We start from the raw sequence: 20,787 nt of genomic DNA on the forward strand, positions 1-20,787 counted from the left end.
ATGGCGCCTCTCTGGGGGGCCGTTCGGGTGACGTCCCGTCAATGGTGCCTGTCCTTACGCGTACGCCGCCACCCGAAAGGTCCCGGCAAATCCACCGATGTCGTACGACGACCGGTGCTGCTGTGCGTTTGACGCGGCCCGTGCCGACCGCCGCCGGTCGTGATCGACCAGGAATGCCGATTGATGTTCAGTCGCACCCCGGGAAGGATGCGGAAACTCTTGCGGAAGGTGAGGGGCATCGAGCCTCCATCGTCGCGAAGTGTCCGTTGGCCGACGTCTACCCCGGCTGGGCGGACCCATGACCGGGCGTTCGTGCGGCGAGCGGCCCAACGCGCCCGCGCCACAGCCGAGATGCTCCTGGAAGCCTCGCCGGTGCTGCGGTGCTGCGGTGCTGCGGTGCTGCGGTGCTGCGGTGCTGCGGTGCTGCGGTGCTGCGGTGCTGCGGTGCTGCGGTGCCGGCCGGGAGCCCTGGCGCCCGGAAGCCCTGAGCCCGCGAGCCTGCGGAGCCCAGGAGACCCGGGAGTCCGGGAGGCCGGGTGGGGGGAGTGTGCGGAGCGGAGGTGCGCTCGGGCCGGGCGGGAGGGGCGTTACTGCCGACCGGTCCTCCGATGCCTTCGTCGGTGACGGCCGCCGGCGCACTTGCCTACGCGTCTGCTGCGCGGTGCGTGGCCGGGGTCACGGCCGCGGTGCGCTTCGGCGGCGGCAGACTGGTTCGTGTCTCCCGGCGGGAGCTGTCGCCTGGGCGGCGCAGTGCGAAACCCGACTTTCCGTGGGAGCGGTCAGCGAGCCCGGGCATGACCATTCAGCCCCCATGTACTAGAGTTATCTCGACATCGAGATATCTGCCGAGGCGCCCCGCAGTCGCACGCGCTAGTCGGTCTGGCAGTAAGGGTTACCTAACTTAGCCTGACCTTAGCGGATCGGCCAAGCCCGCGTGGCGGCAGGATGCGGTGGTAAGCGCACATCAATGAAGGAGACTGTCGTGTCGGCGAACAGCTTCGACGCCCGCAGCACGCTGCAGGTGGGCGACGAGTCGTACGAGATCTTCCGGCTGGACAAGGTGGAAGGCTCGGCTCGCCTTCCGTACAGCCTGAAGGTGCTGCTGGAGAACCTGCTCCGTACCGAGGACGGCGCGAACATCACCGCCGACCACATCCGGGCCCTCGGCGGCTGGGACTCGCAGGCCCAGCCCAGCGAGGAGATCCAGTTCACGCCGGCCCGCGTGATCATGCAGGACTTCACCGGCGTGCCCTGTGTCGTCGACCTCGCCACCATGCGTGAGGCCGTCAAGGAGCTCGGCGGCGACCCGGCGAAGATCAACCCGCTGGCCCCTGCCGAGCTGGTCATCGACCACTCCGTCATCGCCGACAAGTTCGGCACCCACGACGCCTTCGCCCAGAACGTCGAGCTGGAGTACGGCCGCAACAAGGAGCGCTACCAGTTCCTGCGCTGGGGCCAGACCGCCTTCGACGAGTTCAAGGTCGTCCCGCCGGGCACCGGCATCGTCCACCAGGTGAACATCGAGCACCTCGCTCGCACGGTCATGGTCCGTAACGGCCAGGCCTACCCCGACACCCTGGTCGGCACCGACTCGCACACCACCATGGTCAACGGCCTCGGCGTCCTCGGCTGGGGCGTCGGCGGCATCGAGGCCGAGGCCGCGATGCTCGGGCAACCGGTTTCGATGCTGATCCCGCGTGTCGTGGGCTTCAAGCTCACCGGTGAGCTCCCCCCCGGCACCACCGCCACCGACCTCGTGCTGACCATCACCGAGATGCTCCGCAAGCACGGCGTCGTCGGCAAGTTCGTCGAGTTCTACGGTGAGGGCGTCGCCGCCACCTCCCTCGCGAACCGCGCCACCATCGGCAACATGTCGCCGGAGTTCGGTTCCACCGCCGCGATCTTCCCGATCGACGACGAGACCCTGAAGTACCTCAAGCTCACCGGCCGCTCCGAGCAGCAGGTCGCGCTCGTCGAGGCGTACGCCAAGGAGCAGGGCCTCTGGCTCGACCCGGCGGCCGAGCCCGACTTCTCCGAGAAGCTCGAGCTGGACCTCTCCACCGTCGTGCCGTCGATCGCCGGCCCGAAGCGCCCGCAGGACCGCATCGTCCTCGCGAACGCCGCCGAGCAGTTCAAGACGGACGTGCGCAACTACGTCGACGACGTGGACGAGGCGGGCAAGGAGTCCTTCCCGGCCTCCGACGCCCCGGCCGTCGCCCCGAACGGCGCCCCGTCCAACCCGGTCACCGTGACCGCCCCCGACGGCTCGACGTACGAGATCGACCACGGTGCGGTGACGGTCGCGGCCATCACCTCCTGCACCAACACCTCCAACCCGTACGTCATGGTCGCCGCCGCGCTCGTCGCGAAGAAGGCCGTGGAGAAGGGCCTGACCCGCAAGCCGTGGGTCAAGACCACGCTCGCCCCGGGGTCGAAGGTCGTAACCGATTACTTCGACAAGGCGGGCCTCACCCCGTACCTCGACAAGGTCGGCTTCAACCTCGTCGGCTACGGCTGCACCACCTGCATCGGCAACTCCGGCCCGCTGCCGGAAGAGGTCTCCAAGGCCGTCAACGACCACGACCTCGCGGTCACCTCGGTCCTCTCCGGCAACCGGAACTTCGAGGGCCGGATCAACCCCGACGTCAAGATGAACTACCTGGCCTCCCCGCCGCTGGTCGTCGCCTACGCGCTCGCGGGCTCCATGAAGGTGGACATCACCAAGGACGCGCTGGGCACCGACCAGGAGGGCAAGCCGGTCTTCCTGGCCGACATCTGGCCCTCCGAGGCCGAGGTCAACGACGTCGTGGCGAACGCCATCGGCGAGGACATGTTCAACAAGTCCTACCAGGACGTCTTCGCGGGCGACGCCCAGTGGCAGGCGCTGTCGATCCCGACCGGCAACACCTTCGAGTGGGACGCCGAGTCGACCTACGTCCGCAAGCCCCCCTACTTCGAGGGCATGACGATGGAGACCACCCCGGTCTCCGACATCACGGGCGCGCGCGTCCTCGCCAAGCTGGGCGACTCGGTCACCACCGACCACATCTCCCCGGCCGGTGCGATCAAGGCCGACACCCCGGCCGGCAAGTACCTCACCGAGCACGGTGTCGAGCGTCGTGACTTCAACTCCTACGGCTCCCGCCGAGGCAACCACGAGGTCATGATCCGCGGTACGTTCGCCAACATCCGCCTGCGCAACCAGATCGCGCCGGGTACGGAAGGCGGTTACACCCGCGACTTCACCCAGCCCGACGCCCCGGTGTCGTTCATCTACGACGCCTCGCGCAACTACATCGAGCAGGGCGTCCCGCTGGTCATCCTGGCCGGCAAGGAGTACGGCTCGGGCTCGTCGCGCGACTGGGCCGCCAAGGGCACCGCGCTCCTCGGCGTCAAGGCCGTCATCGCCGAGTCGTACGAGCGCATCCACCGCTCGAACCTCATCGGCATGGGCGTGCTCCCGCTCCAGTTCCCGGAGGGCGCCAGCGCCCAGTCCCTCGGTCTGACCGGCGAGGAGACCTTCTCCTTCACCGGTGTCGAGGAGCTCAACAACGGCACCACGCCTCGCACGGTCAAGGTCACCACCGACACGGGTGTCGAGTTCGACGCGGTCGTCCGCATCGACACTCCCGGTGAGGCCGACTACTACCGCAACGGCGGCATCATGCAGTACGTGCTGCGCAGCCTGATCCGCAAGTAGCCGATTCGGTAAGCGGTTCCGCAACCGATCGCTCAAGCGGTTCCGCAACCGATCGCTCAAGCGGTTCCGCAACCGATTGCATAAGCGGTTGCGCAATCGATCGAGCGACGGTTTCGCAACTGATCCGGTAAGCGGTTCAGTAAACGGCAGGGCGAGCCGAACGGCACGGCAAGGCACGGTAGTGAAGGGCCGCATCCCCGTCAGCGGGGGTGCGGCCCTTTGTCGTGCTGCAGGACGCCGAGCCCCCATTGGATGCAAGGGCCGCCAAGCCCCGCCGGCGCAGGCCAGTTGGCGGACTTACGCGGTCCCCAGGGCGGAAGTCGCGAGAAGCCACTGATGGGTGCAGGTGGGTGCAGGTGGGAACCCCGCCTGCCACTCCCGCTCGAGGAGCAGGACGAACGCCGGTACCCACGGCTTCGGCTCAGTCGGAACACAGGGTTCCCTCAGTCAACAGGGACAGGATCAGGACATGGCTGGCATCTCCGGTACTCGAAGCGAACGGGTCCGCGTTCTGATCGTCGACGACGAGCCCGCGCTCACCGAAGTGCTCTCCGTGGCCGTCACCGAGGCGGGCTGGCGCCCCTACCCGGCCGCCGATGGGCACAGTGCGCTCAGGATCGCGCGCGGCTGCGCCCCGCACGCCGTCGTTCTCGACGGCATGCTGCCCGACCTGGACGGCATCCAGGTCCTGCGCCGCCTGCGCCATGAGAATCCCGAGCTGCCGATCCTCATGCTCACCGCCCGCGACGCCCTGGAGTTCCGCATCGACGGGTTGGAGAACGGAGCCGACGACTACGTCACGAAACCGTTCTCTCTGGAAGAGGTCGTGCTGCGGCTGCGCGGACTGCTGCGGCGGTCCGGCGCCGAAGGGACGCGCACCGACGATCCCGTGCGCGTCCTCGGTGAGTTGGTGCTGACCGGCGAGTCCCGTGAGGTGCACCGCGACGGCTCGCGGATCGCCCTGACCGCCAAGGAGTACGAACTGCTCAGTCTGCTGATGGAGCACCCGCGGCAGGTGCTCAGCAAGGCGCAGATCCTCGAACACGTCTGGACCAGCTCCTTCGGCGGCGGCGGAAACCTGGTCGAGGTGTACATCTCCAGTCTGCGCCGGAAACTCGACCGCGGCCGCTCTCCCATGATCCACACCGTGCGCGGGCTGGGGTACGCGCTCAGGCCGGCGGAGGACGGAAGATGAGGATCCATCCGAATGGCGCCCGCCCGAGGGACACCGTCCCGACGGATGTCCGTCCAGAGGCTGCCGTCCCGACGACTGTCCGTCCAGAGGCTGTCGGCCTGACGGATGTCCCTCCAGGGGCTGTTCACCTGCGGGATGTTTCTCCAGCGGCTGCGGCTATGGCTTCGACGCAGGCACGTCTGGAGCGCGCCGGACCGCTAGGTTCCGGACCGATTGATGCCAGCCCGGTGGATGTCGGTTCGGTGGATGTCGGTTCGGGGGAGGCCCGTCCGAGGGGTATCGATCGGTGGGGTTTCCGTATGTGGGATGCCCGCCCGCGGGGCGGCTCCCTGCGCACTCGTCTCCTGGTCTTCATCGGCGTCGTTCTCGCCGCCGTGTGCGCCATGATGGCGCTCACAACCGTTTACGCACAGCGTGCCTACCTGCTGGGCAACCTGGACGACCGAGTCACCAACGCCGCGGAACGCGGCGTGGGCGGCGCCTCCCTCCACCCGGACCTGGCCCAGGACCTCACGTTTCTCAACGAGAGCGGCCATCCGGCCGGCATGCTCGCCGCCCGCCTGGACGCCGACGGCTTCGTCCTCGCGGCGGCGACGGTGGGCCAGGACGCTCCGCCGCAGAACCTGACCGAAACCCAGATCGCGACCCTGAGGGGCATCGAGGCCGACGGCGGCCTGTACACCAGGACGGTCCCCGGCCTGGGCACCTACCGCTTCACCGTCCTCGGCAACAACGGCGTACGCGTTCTCACCGGCCTTCCGATGGACGACGTCCAGGACATGATCAGCGGCCTGGTGGTCGTGGAGGCGGTCGTGGCCGCGGCGGGTCTGACAGTGGCCGGCTGCGTCTGCGCGATGGTCATACGACGTCAACTGCGCCCCCTCGGCAGGGTCGCCGCCACCGCCGTCGAGGTCTCGCACGCCCCGCTCTGCCACGGCGAGGTAACCGGTCTCACCCGGGTTCCCGAACGGGACACCGCCCCCGGAAGCGAGGCCGGCCAAGTGGGCGCAGCTCTGAACCGCATGATCGACCACGTGGAGTCCTCGCTCGCCGAACGCCAGCGCAGTGAGGAGCGGATGCGCCGCAGCGAGGAACGCATGCGCCGCTTCCTGGCCGATGCCAGTCACGAACTGCGCACTCCCCTCGCCTCCATCGCCGGATACGCGGAGCTGATGAACCGGGGAACGGACCGCATCGAACCGGGACTGGCCTGGCGCCGGGTGACGGCCGAGTCGGCGCGGATGACAGGCCTGGTGGAAGACCTGCTGCTGCTCGCCCGACTGGACGAGGGCAGGCCGCTGCAATCCGCCGAGGTGGACCTTGCTGCGCTCGTCGCCGAGGCGGTGTGGGACGCCCGGGCCGCGGGCAGCGGTCACGACTGGCAACTGGAGCTGTTCCTCGACGAGACGCCGCTGGTCCTCGGCGACGAGGCCCGCCTCCATCAGGTGGTCGCCAACCTGTTGGCCAACGCGCGTGTGCACACACCTGTTGGCACGAGTGTCGTGGCGGTGGTGGAGGCGCGACGGGGAACGTGCGCGGTGCGCGTCCGGGATGACGGCCCAGGCATCCCGCCCGACCTCCTCCCAACCGTCTTCGAACGCTTCACCCGCGCCGACGTCTCCCGGGTCCGCGCCACGAAGGGCAGCGGTGCCGGTCTCGGCCTCGCCATCGTCGCGGCGATCACAGCGGCCCATGGCGGTCATATCGGCGTTCACAGCGAACCGGGCCGCACGGAGTTCACGGTCGAACTCCCGCTCGTGGGGGATACCGGAGCGGACACCCTGACGTGGAGTCCACGGGTGTCGGTGCAATGAGCCGAAGCGCCGCCCAGTGCCGAGCCGGCGCGCCCCGACACGCCACGCGGTGACTGCACTCAGCCAGACCACACCACGCACAGCCCGACCACACCGCGCACAGCCCAACCCACTCCACCCGGCCGTCTCGCCCGCTTCCTCCGGCTGTTGCCGCACTGGACCGAGGCCGACTGCCAGGCGCCGTTCGCGTTCGGCCCGCTCTACGGTGAGACGAACGGCAGGGCCCCGACCCAGCAGCATCTAGCCTGTGTGGTTCGCACACCCAACGGCAACGGCAACGGCAACGGTTACGGCAACCGCAACCGCAACAGCAGCGGCACCGGCAACGGCAACGGTTACGGCAACCGCAACCGCAACCGCAACGACCGAAACGATTGCGGCAATGGCAACAAAAGTTTCTGTGCCAGCACTCTGGGCGCCGCCGCACCACCACTGACAAGTCGCCGTTTCGCGGCAGCGCCGTACGCGCCCGTTTACAAGTCGACCGGACGGCGCTACCTTCCGCCACAGGTGAAGTGGGAGCGCTCCCACAATATCTCGCGTCCGGCGGACCGGAACCTGTCGGCCTCGGGTCCGGGAGGCTCCCACTTCACGCCCCCACACCCGCATCCGCAGTGCACCCCATGCACGCACGGTCCGTACACGGAAGGCGGAGTCATTCGCCATGCAATCTGTCATGATCACGTCACAAGTGCGGTCGAGGTTACGCACCCGGGCCCTTCTCCTCGTCCTCCTCGCGCTGCTGGCCACTGTCCCCGCCCTGGGCTTGATCCTCACGACCGGCGGCAAGGCCGAGGCTCACGGCACCCCTATGAAACCCGGCAGCCGCACTTTCCTGTGCTGGCAGGACGGCCTCACCGACACCGGTGAGATCAAGCCGGTCAATCCCGCATGCAGGAACGCGCAGCAGGTAAGCGGTACCACGCCGTTCTACAACTGGTTCTCGGTGCTGCGTTCCGACGGGGCCGGCCGCACCCGCGGCTTCGTGCCGGACGGCCAGCTGTGCAGCGGTGGCAACACCAACTTCACCGGTTTCGACGCGGCCCGCAGTGACTGGCCGCTCACCCATCTCACGTCGGGCGCGAACGTCGACTTCTCCTACAACGCCTGGGCTGCGCACCCGGGTTGGTTCTACGTCTACGTCACCAAGGACGGCTTCGACCCGACTCGGACCCTCACCTGGGACACCATGGAAAGTCAGCCCTTCCTCTCCGTCGACCACCCGCCGCTCAACGGCAGTCCGGGCACGGTCGAGGCCAACTACTCCTGGAACGGCCAGCTTCCGGCTGGCAAGTCCGGCCGGCACATCATCTACATGGTCTGGCAGCGCTCGGACAGCGCCGAGACGTTCTACTCCTGCTCCGACGTTGTCTTCGACGGCGGGAACGGCGAGGTAACCGGTATCCACGAGCCGGGCAACCCGACCGAGCCGGTTCCCGGTACCTGCACCGCCACCCGGCGGACCACCAACACCTGGACCGGTGGCTACCAGTCCGAAGTGACCGTCACCAACTCCGGCGACGTTCCGATGCTCGGCTGGATGGTCGACTGGACGTTGCCCGGCGGTCAGTCGGTGGCCAGTCTCTGGAGCGGCAACGCGACGTACAACGGACAGGCGGTGATGGTCCACAACGCCGACTGGAACGGCTCGTTGAGTCCGGGCCAGACCGCGACGTTCGGATACGTCGTCTCCGGCACGGGCGGTGACAGCGCCACGAGCCTTCCCTGCAGGGTCGGCTGAGCACGAGCAGCTCAGGGCGGGCCCGGTGGGCGGCGAGCCGCACGCCCACCGGGCCCGCGAGCCGGTCCTGCCCCAAGGGGGGTGCGGGGCGGCCCGGGGTGTCCCCGCCCGGACGGTGCACGGAAGGGGATCGCATTTCGACAACGTTGTCTGGACGTCGTCCGGACGATCTTAGCGGTTCAACGCGTGTAGTACGCAATAGAGTTGGATGGAGATCGACAGAGAAACTCCGCCGCCGTCCAGCGCCTGGAATGTCCTCGAGCAGGTGATACGTAGTCGCTTCCGCCGGACCGCCGGAGCTTCGCACCGAAGCGCTTGAAGCACCGAGGTATCGAAGCGCCGCTGCTGGAGCCCCGCGCCGAAGTGCCGGAGCCCCGCGCCGCCGAGGTGCCGGAGCCCCGCGCCGAAGTGCCGCCCGGTCCCCAACGTAACGAGCAGCGCCGTCTCCGGCCCCGGGAGACGGCGTGATGCGGACGTCAGTAACCCAACCTCGCAGCCAGCCACCGGAGTTGACGCGCAACCTGCTCTCCCTCGCCGCCCTCGTGCCCGTTGAACGGATAAGCGTGCATCTCTCTCGGGGAATCGGCGCCGCCGCTCAGCTCTCCGTACCGGTTGAACGCGACGTACGCCCCGCTCGGCGGACAGACAGTGTCGCGCAGCCCCGTACCGAAGTGCGCGGGGGCCTGGGCGCGACGGGCGAAGGAGATGCCTTCCATGTAGGAAAGCGTGCGGTATGCGGTTTCCTCGTTTCCCCGGTGCACGGCGAGGTAGGTGGCCATCTCGCCGTACGGGCCTGTGTCGGTGAGGTCCAAGGCGCGCCGGATTCCGCACAGGAGCGGTGCCGTGACCAGGACGGCGGTCAGATCAGGGACCAGGCCCGCGACGGCGAGGGCGAGTCCACCGCCCTGACTGTTGCCCACCACGACCGTGCGAGCGGAGTCGACACCGGTTAGTGCTCGAGCGGCCGTCACCGCCCGGACCGCGTCCGTGATCAGACGGCGGTAGTGGTAGTCGTGCGGGGAGCGGAGGCCGCGAACGGCCGGACCGGGGCCGCCGGGCGACGTGCTGTGCGGGTCTGGGGTGGCACCTCCGTTGCCGTACTGGTCGCCCTGGCCCCGGTTGTCCATCAGCAGATGAGCGTACCCGGCGTTCACCCAGGTCAGACGTTCGTGGGGAAGACCGCGGCCACGTCCGTAGCCGACGTATTCGACCACTACAGGAAGCGGTTCCCGAGCGCCTGCCGGAAGGCTGAACCAGGCGCGCACCGGATCCCCGGCGAAGCCTCGGAACGTCACGTCCCAGGTGTTCGTGAGGCGGAGACCGGTTTCGACAGGCAGTACCGACACCAGCGGGGTCGATTGGCCGGCCTCCTAGGGCCTCGGTCATGAAGCGCTGGTAGTCGAGGGTGATGCCCTGGAAGGCGGTGTGGTCGGTGCCGCGCCAGTGCTCGGTGAGCGGTTGACCGAGACGGCGTTGATCCCACAGGCCGCGAGAAGCCTGGCGTACGCCCGCACGCGCTCCGAGTCCCCGCGCGCACACCCGTCCCGCCAGAAGAGGGAGCCGCCCGCGTACCCGCGTTCCACCTGGCCCATGACCGGATGGACGGCCACGTTGTCCCAGTGGTCCAGCATCCGCTGCGCGGCCGCCGGACGGTGTACCTCCCGCGCCCGCTCGCCCCGGAACGCGGCCTCGCCGAGTCGTACGACATAGAACAGGCCGTACAGCAGGCCCGGCCGGCCGCTCGCCGTGATGACGGTGGTGCCGTCGGTTCGCTCAACGGCGAACCCCTCTGCGCCGAGGTCAGCGAGGTCACCAAGGTCAGCGAGGTCACCAAGGCGATCGAGGCGATCGAGATGACCGGGGCCACCGTAGTCGCCCAGGCCACCGCACTCGCCGAGGCACGCGACGCGACCGAGGCGCGCACCGACGTCGCCCGAGCCACCCACGTCGGTGGCGTCCACCACCCGCAACACCAGGTCGTACGAGGACGAGGCATCCGCTTCGCCCCGTACGACCACCTCACCGCCGAACTGCCGGCAGGCCTGCTCCACTTCTCCGTGCACCGTGTCCACCAGTGGGCCCGAGCCGTCCACCAGCGTCCGTCGGCGCCCCAGCGGCCGAAGCGCCTCGGGCGGCAGCCAGGCGGGGTCGATCCCCTCGGCCAGGACGGGCACGGTGAGCGGCATGGTGCCTCCGGTGATGCAGACGTGTCTAGGCGATGGCCGATCCCGTGCCGCGGGCGGCGCCGATGAGGTCGGTGAGAGCCGCGTCGTCGTACACGGAAATGTCGACGTAAGCGCCTTCGGGAAGGTCGAAATCCTGGACCTGGTAGTCCAGCACCGCCGTGGTCCCGGGCGGGCTGAAGGTGCCCAGGCCGTGGGTCACGCCGCCGGAGGTGTAGCTCACCTTGACGTAGTACGTGTCACCGTCGTTGGCGGTGTCGTACACCCACAGCTTCTCGTCGTTGGGGTGGAATTCCACCTTGCCGACGAACGCCCCCGCGTTGGTCAGTTCCATCTTCACGGCCTGGCCACCGGCGTCGTTCGCGAAATACGTGTTGTCGAACGGGTCGGTGAGGTTGCCGCCGCTGCAAGGGCAGTTGCCGGTGTCGTAGTAGTAGGCGTGGAACTCCGGGTTGGGGCTGTACGCCTGGGCCGGCGCCGCCGTCGCGAACAGGGCCCCCGCTCCCAGCGCCGCCCCCGCGAGCAGTCCCGTGAACCGTTTGACGATGCTCATGTACCGCTTTCCCCCTCCATGGCACGGGCCGCCCGGTGTTTGCCGGGCGGCCTGGTCATTCTGGAACACGGGTGACGCCCGGTACAGCAGGCGATCGCTGGTGGTTACCGGATCAGGACAACAACTCCACTTCGGCGAGGCTGACGTGACCCGCCCGCGCGCCGCGAGCCGCTGTGCTCGTCGCGCCCTCGGCGCCCGCCCCTCCCGCCTCGCCGTCGAGAACGAGCCGGTAGTGCGCGTACGTGCCCGGCCGTTCGAGCGTGAAGGCACGTGTCTGCCGGTCCCACGGGAAGGCCTCGTCGGAGCGGCGGTCGAGGTCGGTCCACGTCAGGCCGTCCGCGGAACCCTGGAGCGCCCAACTCGTCGGTGCCTGCGTGTGATCGGCCGACGTGAGGGTGTACTGCACCGCTCTGGCGCCGGCGGTGACCGGCAGGGTCAGCGCGCCCGACACCGTTTCCTGCGTCGCCGACGTGTCGTCGAACAGCGCGCCCGGTCCCTTCAGCACGTCCGTGCGCGGCGTCGGCGCCTTCTCGTCCTGAGTGATCGAAACCGGACCAGCGTTCTTCCCCGACCCCCATGGCGAGGGACGCGGCCCCATGTCGAACTCCAGGACCCCGCCCTTGGCGAGCAGCGCGTGGGACAGCGAGGTCGAGGTCCAGGCACGGCCGTTGACCTTGAGGCCCTGGACGTAGACGTTCTTGGCGCTGTTCTTCGGCGCCTTGACCACCAGGTCCTTGCCGTTCTCCAGGTGCACGGTGGCCTTGGTGAACAGCGGGGAGCCGACGGCGTATTCGCCGCTGCCCATCACCAGCGGGTAGAAGCCGAGCGCGGAGAAGAGGTACCAGGCCGACTGCTCGCCGTTGTCCTCGTCGCCGTGGTAGCCCTGACCGATCGAGCTGCCGGTGTAGAGCCGTGCGACGGCTTCACGGACCTTCGCCTGCGCCTTCCAGGGCTGCCCGGCCGCGTCGTACATGTAGATCGCGTGGTGGGCGACCTGGTTGGAGTGCCCGTACATGCCCATCCGCACGTCCCGCGCCTCCGTCATCTCATGGATGACGCCGCCGTACGATCCCACAAACTCCGGGGAAGCGGTTTCCGGGGTGGCGAAGTAGGTGTCGAGCTTCTTCGCCAGACCGTCGCGGCCGCCGTACAGGTTGGCCAGGCCCCGGCTGTCCTGCGGGGCGGTGAAGGCGTAGCCCCAGCCGTTGGTCTCGGTGTAGTCGTATCCCCACACTCGCGGGTCGTAGGTCTGCGACGGCACGCGCCAGTCGCCCTTCTCGTCCTTGCCCTGGAAGAACCCGGCCTTCGCGTCGAAGAGGTGCACATAACCCTGCGCGCGGTTGAGGAAGTAGTCGGCTTCCTCCCGGTAGCGCTTCTCGCCCGTCTGCTTGTACAGGGTCTGGCCCATGCGGGCGATGCCGTAGTCGTTGAGGTAGCCCTCCAGGGCCCACGACAGGCCCTCGTGCGTGGTCGTGCCGGTGTACCCGAGGAAGGGCGAGGTGGCCATGCCCTTGCGGCCCACCCCGGACGCCGGGGGCACGACGGTCGCGTTCTTGAGGGCCGCCTCGTACGCCGCCTCGGCGTCGAAGTCCACTCCCTTGACGAACGCGTCCGCGAAGGCGACGTCGGAGGAGGTACCGGTCATGAGGTCGGCGTACCCCGGCGAGGACCAGCGCGAGGTCCAGCCGCCGTCCTTGTACTGCTGGACGAAGCCGTCGGTGAGGACGCCCGCCTGTGTCGGCGTCAGCAGGGCATAGGCCGGCCAGGTCGTTCGGTAGGTGTCCCAGAAACCGTTGTTGACGTACACCTTGCCGTCCACGATCTTCGCGCCGGTGTGGGTCGGGGTGTCCGGGCCCGGCATCGGCGAGAACGGCGATGCGTACTGGTACGTCGAGCCGACCTTCTCGAAACCGGAGTTGGGATACAGGTAGAGCCGGTACAGGCTGGAGTACAGCGTCGTGAGCTGGTCCTGGCTCGCACCCTCGACCTCCACCGTGCCGAGCAGCTTGTCCCACTGCCGCTGGGCACGCTGCTTGACCGTGTCGAAGTCGGTTTCCGCCGGAATTTCCTGGCGGAGGTTGTCGCGGGCCTGGTCGACACTGATCAAAGAGGTCGCCAGGCGCAGGGTGACCGTGCGGTCGGCGCCCGCGTCGAAACGCAGGTAACCCTTTACGCCGCTCGACGCCCCATCCGTCACCGGGGCGTCGAACTCGCCGTACACGAAGAGCCGGGTCGCTCCCGCCGACAGTCCCGACTTCACGTCCGAGTAACCGGTGACGACACCGGCTTCCTTGTCCAGGGTCAATCCCGCCTGGCCGGTGACGTTGTCGAAGACCACGCTCGCGTCCGAACCCGGGTAGGTGAAGCGCAGGGCGGCCGCATGGTCGGTCGGTGCCATTTCCGCCGTGAGACCGTTCTCGAAACGGACTCCGTAGTAGTACGGGCGGGCGGTCTCGTTCCCATGCCGGAAGGCCAGAGCCCGCGCCGTCCGGCCGGTGTCCGGGACGCCGGCCGCGGCCGACGGCATCATCTGGAAGGTCTGCCGGTCGCCCATCCACGGACTCGGCTCGTGACTCGCGCTGAACGCCTGGATCGTGGGCAGGTTGTCCGCGTTGTTGCCCCGTGCGTAGTCGTACAGCCAGCCGAGCGAGGACGCGTTGGTCACCGGCGTCCAGAAGTTGAACCCGTGCGGCACGGCCGTGGCGGGAAATGTGTTTCCGCGCGAGAAGCTCCCGCTGGAGTTGGTGCCGCGGGTGGTCACCGCGTAGTCCGACAGATGGGCCTTCGGCTGCTCGGGGGCAGCGGTGCGCAGCGCGATGTCGTCCACCCAGCCCCTGAACCGGGCGGGGCCGCCGGGGGAGTCGTAGGCGAGGAGGATCCGGTCGACCGTTTTCCCGGCCGCCACCGTCCCGATCGCGGACACCACGTCGTTCCACTGGTTGACGTACAGCACCTTCGCGGCGCCCTGGCCGCGGGGCGACAGCGGGAAGCCGTACTGGTCGCTGGCTCCGAGCCCGCTCAGATAGGTGCCGTCCGTGAAGGCCAGGTCCACGGAAACGTGTGTCGCGGCGTAGTCACGGTCGCCCTCCGCCATCCCGGGGAAGATCCGGTAGGCCAACTGCGTGCGCGAACCGACCCGGACGTTCACGTCGAAAACCTTGTTGTACGAGTACGCCCGGCCGGCTGTGGTGTGCCGACCCGCGTAACGCAACGCGCGCCGCCCGCTGAAGCCGGCGCCCGCCTTCGCGGTCGGTGAGCCGCTCGGACCCCGGTCGACGACGGTGAGCATGTCCGGCGGGACGGGTGCGTCGCCGCCGCCCGTGCCGAACCGCACATCGGCGAGCTGGAGGATCCCCGCGCCGTGGTTGCGGGTGACCTCCAGCCGGAAGTGCCGGTACTCGGCCGAGGCCGGGGCCTCGAGGGTGTACGTGCGGGTCTGGAACCGCTCGGCGAAGGACTCCCCGGAGCGGGCGTCGAGGGGGGTCCAGGCGCTGCCGTCGGCCGAACCGGAGAGGGTCCAGTCGGCGGGGTCGCGCTCCGCGAAGTCATTGGCGGAGGTGAGTGCGTAAGCGCTTACCCGGGCGGGCTCGTCGAGGTCGAACTCGACCCATCCGGTGGATGCGAACGCCAGCCACTTGGTGCCTGCCTCGCCGTCGACGAGGTTCTCCTTCACCTCGCCGCCGGCCGTGTTCTCCGTGCTCGCCCGCAGGTCGGTGACCCGGTCGGTCACATCGCCGGGGAGCCCGCCGCCGTAGCCGCCGTCCACGCCCGAGGCCCGCTTGCCGCCGCCGGGCGTGGTGTCGACCGTGCTCTGCCAGTCGGGGGCGTGTTCACCCGTCTCGAAGGACGAGGCGAACCCCCGACCGGGTAGCGGCACCGGCGACGGCAGTGCGACCGCCGTCCCCTGCGCGCCGACCGTCATGAGCAGAGCAGCCGTGACCACGACCGCCCGCAACCGTCCGAACCGCTGCATGCGTGAGCACCCTCCCCGCGCCGGACAACGCCCCGGACAACGTTGTCCTCCTGGTTGCGCAGGAATCAGTAGGTGGCCAAGTGGACAGTGATGTCAAGGATGTTGATTGCGCCAGGCGGGGCTCATGTCATGCAATTCTCCGGCAAGGCACCCACCGGCCGGTCATATTTCCGGGAGGTCTCAACTCGGAAAAGACCCACGGTCAACCTTGCATTCGATCTTGCTCCGTCGGCGCGAAGTGGACTATACCTGTCGACCATTCACCGTCGAATCCGGCGATGGCGTCGGACCGCATGATCCGTACGACCCTGCTTGACCTGACCGCGGTGCCGGGAAGGATCCGGTGCACCGCCTGAGTCCTGGAGAAGGCGAGGACTTGAGCATGGGATCCCACTCCGAGAACATCGGCTCCGAGAACATCGACTCCGACAAGAGCGGCTCCGACGAGAACGGCTCGGTAGGTGTCGGCCGCCGAGACCTGATCAGGAGATCCGCGGCGCTCGGCCTGATCTCCGTCCCCACGATGGCTTTCCTGTCCGCCTGTGCCAGCAGCGGCGGCGGCGACGAGGACAAGGCCAAGGCCGGAAAGAAGACGGCGAAGAACCCCCTCGCGGTCAACGAGACCGCCCAGATGGAATTCGTCCTGTTCGACGGCGGTTTCGGCAAGGAGTACGCCGAGGACGCGGTCAAGATCTACGAGAAGGGCTTCCCCGACGCGAAGGTGAAGTTCGCGGCCACCCAGAAGATCCAGTCGACCCTCCAGCCCCGCTTCAACCAGGGCACCCCGCCCGACCTCATCGACAACTCCGGCGCCGAGCAGATGGACATGGGCGTCCTGGTCGGCAAGAAACAGCTGGCCGACCTCACCCCGCTGCTGGACGCCGTGTCCTACGACGACCCGAACAAGAAGGTGCGCGACACCCTGCGGCCCGGCATCGTCGAGATGGGCCAGTTCGACGGCGACCCGGTCTGGATCATGTACTACGCCTACACCGTCTACGGCGTCTGGTACTCGCAGAAGGCCCTGGACTCGCTCGACGCCACATACCCCCAGACGTGGGACGAGATGCTCGCGGTCTGCGCGAAGGCCAAGAAGAAGGGCATCGCGGGCTGGACGTACGCGGGCAAATACCCCTACTACCTCCCCTTCTCGCTGTATCCGATGATCGGCAAGGTGGGCGGTCGGGAGGTCCTCGACGCCATCGACAACCTCGAGCCGAACGCCTGGAATCACCCCGCGGTAAAGGCTTGCTTCGAGGCCTACTACGAGCTCTACAAGAAGGGCTACGTCCTGCGGGGCACCCCGGGCCTGGACCACATCCAGTCGCAGACCGCCTGGGCCAAGGGCAAGGCCCTGTTCATCCCCAACGGCTCCTGGGTGGAGAACGAGTCGGCGAACGTCATCCCCGCCGACTTCGACCTGGCGGTCTCCGCGCCCACCGGCATCGACTCCTCCGACAAGATGCCCTTCGGCACCATCTGGGCCTCCGGCGGCGAACCGTTCGTCGTGCCGGCCAAGGCGAAGAACGCGGCGGGCGGCATGGAACAGCTGCGCATCATGCTCGGCGAGGCGTCCTCCAGGAACTTCACCTCAAAGGTCAAGTCGCTGACCGCGTACAACGGAGGCACCGACGGCATCACCCTCACCCCAGGCCTCAAGTCGGGCGTGGCGGCGCTGGACAAGGCCGGCGAGAACGTGGTGAATCCACGGCTTCAGGACTGGTACGTCCAGCTGCAGAAGGAGAAGATCGGGGTGTCCGGCCTCGGCGAGATGATGGCCGGCCGGCTCACCCCGGCCGAGGCGATCAAGAAGATCCAGGGATACGCCGACGAGGCCGCGAAGGACACGGCGATCAAGCACTACAAGCACCAGTGACGGTGGGAATCACGGCGAAGCATCCATAAAAGCACCGGAGTGGCGATGCAGCACGGCAAGTACCGGTTCATCGTGGGGTTCCTGGCGCTCCCCCTGGGACTGTACGCGCTCTTCGTGGTGTGGCCGTTCATCCAGTCCATCTACTACTCGTTCACGGACTGGACCGGCCTGAGCCCCGAATTCAAGATGGTGGGCCTGGACAATTACCGGAGGATGCTGGACGACGACATCTTCTGGAAGTCCCTGCAGCACAGCTTGATGTTCGCGGTCGCGCTGCCACTGGTGACGATCAGCCTGGCGTTGTTCTTCGCCTTCATGATCAATGTCGGTGGACGGCGGAGGAAGGGCGGCCCGGTGATCTCCGGAGTCCGGGGCTCTTCCTTCTACAAGATCGTGTACTTCTTCCCGCAGGTGTTGTCGATCGCCATCGTGGCTCTGCTGTTCGCCTTCGCGTACAACCCGGACAGCGGCGCGATCAACTCCTTCTTCCGGGGCGTCGGGCTGGACGGCCTCCAGCCCCTCTGGCTCGGCGACCCGGATCTCGCGCTGTGGTGCGTGATGGCGGTGCTCGTCTGGTCCACCGTCGGATTCTTCGTGGTGCTGTTCTCGGCGGGCATGGCCTCCATCCCGGCGGACCTGTACGAGGCCGCGCTGCTGGACGGTGCGGGCCGGGCCGCGACGTTCTTCCGCATCACCCTGCCCCTGCTCTGGGACACGGTGCAGTCGGGCTGGGTCTACATGGGGATCCTCGCGCTCGGCGCCGAGTCGTTCGCGGTCGTGCAGATCATGACGACCGGACCCGGCGGCCCCGACTACTCGACCACCGTGATGGTCCTGTACGTGTACCAGAAGGCCTTCCGTGACGGTCAGGCCGCCTACGCCACCACCATCGGCGTCGCCCTGCTCGTCGTGACGCTGGCCTTCGCCGCCGTCGTGATGCGGCTGGGCCGGCGCGAGCGGCTGGAGTACTGACGATGAAGACGACCGAAACCCCCGCACCCCTGCCGGCCGAGTCCGGCTCGGCCGTCCCCGTCACGAAGGTCGGCCTGTCCACCGAGAAACCGGCTGCGGAGAAGAAAACGGAAGGAAACGTACTCAACGCCTTCTCCCACGGCATCCTGGTCATCTGGGCGATCATGGTCGTACTGCCGTTGCTGTGGGCGGTGATGACCTCCTTCAAGGGCGACGGCTCCATCTTCGGCTCACCCTGGTCGCTGCCGGACACGCTGCACTTCGACAACTGGTCACGGGCCTGGACCGAGGCCAACATGAGCGACTACTTCCTCAACACCGTTCTGGTGGTGGGAGGTTCGCTCATCGGCACACTGGTCCTCGGCTCCATGGCGGCCTACGTCCTCGCGCGTTTCGACTTCCCGGGCAACCGTTTCATCTACTTCCTCTTCATCGGCGGCATGAGTTTTCCGATCATGCTGGCGCTCGTCCCGCTGTTCTACGTCGTGAACAACATGGGCCTGCTGAACTCCATCCACGGCCTGATCCTCGTCTACATCGCCTACTCGCTGCCGTTCACGGTGTTCTTCCTGACGGCCTTCTTCCGGACCCTGCCGACCTCGGTGGCGGAGGCCGCCTTCGTGGACGGCGCCTCGCACAGCCGTACGTTCTTCCAGATCATGGTGCCCATGGCCAAGCCGGGACTGATCAGCGTCGGCATCTTCAACTTCCTGGGTCAGTGGAACCAGTACATGCTCCCCACGGTCCTCAACACCGACCCCGACAAACGCGTCCTGACCCAGGGCCTGGTCCAACTGGCCGTCAGCCAGGGCTACAAGGGCGACTGGTCGGGGCTCTTCGCGGGCCTCGTGATGGCGATGCTGCCGGTGCTCGCCGCGTACATCGTCTTCCAGCGGCAGGTGGTCCAGGGACTGACGGCGGGGGCGCTGAAGTAGGAGCGTGGCCGGAGGTACGGCCCACGCCCACCGACGCCATCGACGCCCACCGACGCCCACCGATGCCCGCGTCGAGACTCCCGGTCGGGTCTGACGCGGGCGCCGCCGCAAGGCCTCGCCGCGTGCACTCCGTCTCAGGACGTCCGTTCCCACGTCGCCCGCCCACGCCCCCGACGCCCCGCACCGGGCGTTCCCGCTCCGGGTTCCGCCTCCGCCCCATCGACTCCGGTTCCGGCCGTGGTCAACGGCCGAGGCGTGGGGGGCCGCCGGGAAGAAGAGAAGAGAGGAAACCGGCTTCGCCTTCATTACCTGGCCCCTCGGCCCCCGTCCTCACGGCCGCCGCCTCACCCTCGCCCCGGGCGCACCTCCCGCCCGGCCTCCGCCACCACCTGTTCCGACCCCCTCCACGCCCGGTCCGCACCCTGGCCGCAACGCCTCGCAACCGCTCCCACACGCCGCGCGAGCCCGGCGCGGCCACCCTCCGTGTCTCTTCGCACGCATGCGGATACCGTTCAACCTCTTGACGGGAGGCGACCCGAACGGCTCAGCTTAGAGTTCACTAGTTGGACATAGACGGGGCCTCATCGATGCGGTCCCGCGCGCAGGAGGTCGTCGTGGAGACTCCGGGGTCGCAGTCGTCGCTGCACCGAGCCAACCTGGAGCGAGTCGTACGCGCCGTGCGTCTGGCCGGGTCCCTCACACAAGCGGAGATCGCCCGGTCCACGGGCTTGTCCGCCGCGACCGTCTCCAACATCGTGCGAGAACTCAAGGACGGCGGAACCGTCGAGGTGACGCCCACCTCGGCGGGCGGACGCAGGGCGCGCAGCGTCAGTCTGAGCGGTGACGCGGGCATCGTCATCGGGGTCGATTTCGGTCATACCCACCTCCGTGTGGCGGTGGGAAACCTGGCCCACCAGGTCCTGGCCGAGGAGTCCGAGCCGCTGGATGTGGACGCCTCTTCCACGCAGGGCTTCGACCGGGCGGAACAGCTGGTCACCCGGTTGATCGAGGCCACCGGGGTGGATCGTACGAAGGTCGCGGGAGTCGGTCTCGGCGTGCCCGGACCGATCGATCTGGAGTCCGGAACGCTCGGCTCGTCCGCCATTCTGCCCGGCTGGATCGGCACCAGGCCCGCCGAGGAGATGAGGGGCCGGCTCGGCGTGCCCGTGCACGTGGACAACGACGCCAACCTCGGCGCCCTCGGCGAGATGGTCTGGGGCAGCGGCAGGGGCGTTCGTGATCTTGCTTACATCAAGGTCGCGAGCGGTGTCGGCGCCGGGCTGGTGATCGAGGGGAAGATCTACCGGGGTCCCGGTGGCACTGCGGGAGAAATCGGGCATATTACACTGGACGAATCCGGCCCGGTCTGCCGCTGCGGAAACCGGGGCTGCCTGGAGACCTTCGCGGCGGCGCGCTACGTGCTGCCGCTCCTCCAGTCCAGTCACGGCACGGATCTGACGATGGAAGGAGTCGTGCGGCTGGCGAGGGACGGTGACCCGGGCTGCCGTCGGGTGATCGCCGACGTCGGCCGACACATCGGCAGTGGAGTCGCCAATCTCTGCAACCTTCTGAATCCCAGTCGGGTGGTCCTGGGCGGTGATCTCGCTGAGGCCGGTGAGCTGGTGCTCGGTCCGATCAGGGAGTCCGTCGGCCGCTATGCGATCCCGAGTGCGGCGCGTCAACTTTCCGTTCTCCCGGGGGCACTTGGGGGCCGTGCGGAGGTGCTCGGAGCGCTCGCTCTCGCACTGAGCGAGATGGGCGATTCGACCCTTTTGGACGGCACGCTGACTGCAGCGACACCTGCCTTCACTTAGAGAACGAATGACGCCGTTGCCATCTCGTTAA

General features: G+C 68.1%; 11 protein-coding genes and 2 pseudogenes. 8 read left to right on the forward strand and 5 right to left on the reverse strand.

The genetic code is table 11. From position 1 onward, the window contains the following. Positions 1-38: 38 nt before the first annotated feature. Positions 39-239 (reverse strand): DUF4236 domain-containing protein, encoded by a 201-nt coding sequence (locus QF030_RS31040; protein WP_307165874.1) that lies wholly within the window; start codon positions 237-239, stop codon positions 39-41. A 743-nt stretch (positions 240-982) separates the two neighbouring features. Between QF030_RS31040 and acnA the strand changes: the two genes are divergently transcribed. The 4 genes from acnA (at position 983) to QF030_RS31060 (ending at position 8,450) form a co-directional block, all read left to right on the forward strand. Further along, positions 983-3,700, forward strand: a complete 2,718-nt coding sequence (gene acnA / locus QF030_RS31045) for an aconitate hydratase AcnA (RefSeq protein WP_307165875.1) — start codon at positions 983-985, stop codon at positions 3,698-3,700. A 469-nt stretch (positions 3,701-4,169) separates the two neighbouring features. Then, a complete protein-coding gene (locus QF030_RS31050) occupies positions 4,170-4,895 on the forward strand; it encodes a response regulator transcription factor (RefSeq protein ID WP_307165876.1) in 726 nt (241 codons plus the stop codon). Between the two features lie 299 nt (positions 4,896-5,194). Beyond that, a complete protein-coding gene (locus tag QF030_RS31055; RefSeq protein WP_307165877.1) occupies positions 5,195-6,709 on the forward strand; it encodes a sensor histidine kinase in 1,515 nt (504 codons plus the stop codon). A 676-nt stretch (positions 6,710-7,385) separates the two neighbouring features. Beyond that, complete coding sequence (locus QF030_RS31060) at positions 7,386-8,450, forward strand: lytic polysaccharide monooxygenase auxiliary activity family 9 protein (RefSeq protein ID WP_307165878.1); 1,065 nt, start codon at positions 7,386-7,388, stop codon at positions 8,448-8,450. A gap of 476 nt (positions 8,451-8,926) precedes the next feature. Here QF030_RS31060 and QF030_RS31065 read toward each other — a convergent pair. From QF030_RS31065 to QF030_RS31080, 4 genes and pseudogenes are all read right to left on the reverse strand, one after another. After that, positions 8,927-9,820, reverse strand: a pseudogene (locus QF030_RS31065) (acetylxylan esterase); the annotation flags it as partial. Positions 9,821-9,907: 87 nt separating this feature from the next. Next, positions 9,908-10,636: pseudogene (locus QF030_RS31070) on the reverse strand (hypothetical protein); the annotation flags it as partial. A 25-nt stretch (positions 10,637-10,661) separates the two neighbouring features. Next, positions 10,662-11,186: a hypothetical protein gene (locus tag QF030_RS31075; RefSeq protein ID WP_307165879.1), complete on the reverse strand. Its 525-nt coding sequence runs from the start codon at positions 11,184-11,186 to the stop codon at positions 10,662-10,664. 112 nt (positions 11,187-11,298) lie between these two features. Beyond that, positions 11,299-15,159, reverse strand: a complete 3,861-nt coding sequence (locus tag QF030_RS31080) for a GH92 family glycosyl hydrolase (RefSeq protein WP_307165880.1) — start codon at positions 15,157-15,159, stop codon at positions 11,299-11,301. Positions 15,160-15,541: 382 nt separating this feature from the next. Between QF030_RS31080 and ngcE the strand changes: the two genes are divergently transcribed. The 4 genes from ngcE to QF030_RS31100 all read left to right on the forward strand — a co-directional run bounded on the left by ngcE (position 15,542) and on the right by QF030_RS31100 (position 20,756). Further along, positions 15,542-17,035, forward strand: a complete 1,494-nt coding sequence (ngcE, locus tag QF030_RS31085) for an N-acetylglucosamine/diacetylchitobiose ABC transporter substrate-binding protein (protein ID WP_307165881.1) — start codon at positions 15,542-15,544, stop codon at positions 17,033-17,035. 45 nt (positions 17,036-17,080) lie between these two features. Then, the gene (locus QF030_RS31090; protein ID WP_307165882.1) at positions 17,081-18,007 is read left to right on the forward strand and encodes a carbohydrate ABC transporter permease; all 927 of its coding nucleotides are present in this window, start codon (positions 17,081-17,083) and stop codon (positions 18,005-18,007) included. A 2-nt stretch (positions 18,008-18,009) separates the two neighbouring features. Beyond that, positions 18,010-18,942 (forward strand): carbohydrate ABC transporter permease, encoded by a 933-nt coding sequence (locus QF030_RS31095; RefSeq protein WP_307165883.1) that lies wholly within the window; start codon positions 18,010-18,012, stop codon positions 18,940-18,942. 614 nt (positions 18,943-19,556) lie between these two features. Beyond that, positions 19,557-20,756 (forward strand): ROK family transcriptional regulator, encoded by a 1,200-nt coding sequence (locus QF030_RS31100; RefSeq protein WP_307165884.1) that lies wholly within the window; start codon positions 19,557-19,559, stop codon positions 20,754-20,756. Positions 20,757-20,787 lie beyond the last annotated feature (31 nt).

Source organism: Streptomyces rishiriensis (assembly GCF_030815485.1).
In the GTDB taxonomy this organism is placed as follows: domain Bacteria; phylum Actinomycetota; class Actinomycetes; order Streptomycetales; family Streptomycetaceae; genus Streptomyces; species Streptomyces rishiriensis_A.

Excerpts from the sequence above, each read along its gene's own strand:
- QF030_RS31040 (WP_307165874.1), bottom strand. The coding sequence starts at position 239 with ATGCCCCTCACCTTCCGCAAGAGTTTCCGCATCCTTCCCGGGGTGCGA.
- QF030_RS31050 (WP_307165876.1), top strand. The coding sequence starts at position 4,170 with ATGGCTGGCATCTCCGGTACTCGAAGCGAACGGGTCCGCGTTCTGATC.
- QF030_RS31055 (WP_307165877.1), top strand. The coding sequence starts at position 5,195 with ATGTGGGATGCCCGCCCGCGGGGCGGCTCCCTGCGCACTCGTCTCCTG.
- QF030_RS31060 (WP_307165878.1), top strand. The coding sequence starts at position 7,386 with ATGATCACGTCACAAGTGCGGTCGAGGTTACGCACCCGGGCCCTTCTC.
- QF030_RS31075 (WP_307165879.1), bottom strand. The coding sequence starts at position 11,186 with ATGAGCATCGTCAAACGGTTCACGGGACTGCTCGCGGGGGCGGCGCTG.
- QF030_RS31080 (WP_307165880.1), bottom strand. The coding sequence starts at position 15,159 with ATGCAGCGGTTCGGACGGTTGCGGGCGGTCGTGGTCACGGCTGCTCTG.
- ngcE (WP_307165881.1), top strand. The coding sequence starts at position 15,542 with ATGGGATCCCACTCCGAGAACATCGGCTCCGAGAACATCGACTCCGAC.
- QF030_RS31090 (WP_307165882.1), top strand. The coding sequence starts at position 17,081 with ATGCAGCACGGCAAGTACCGGTTCATCGTGGGGTTCCTGGCGCTCCCC.
- QF030_RS31095 (WP_307165883.1), top strand. The coding sequence starts at position 18,010 with ATGAAGACGACCGAAACCCCCGCACCCCTGCCGGCCGAGTCCGGCTCG.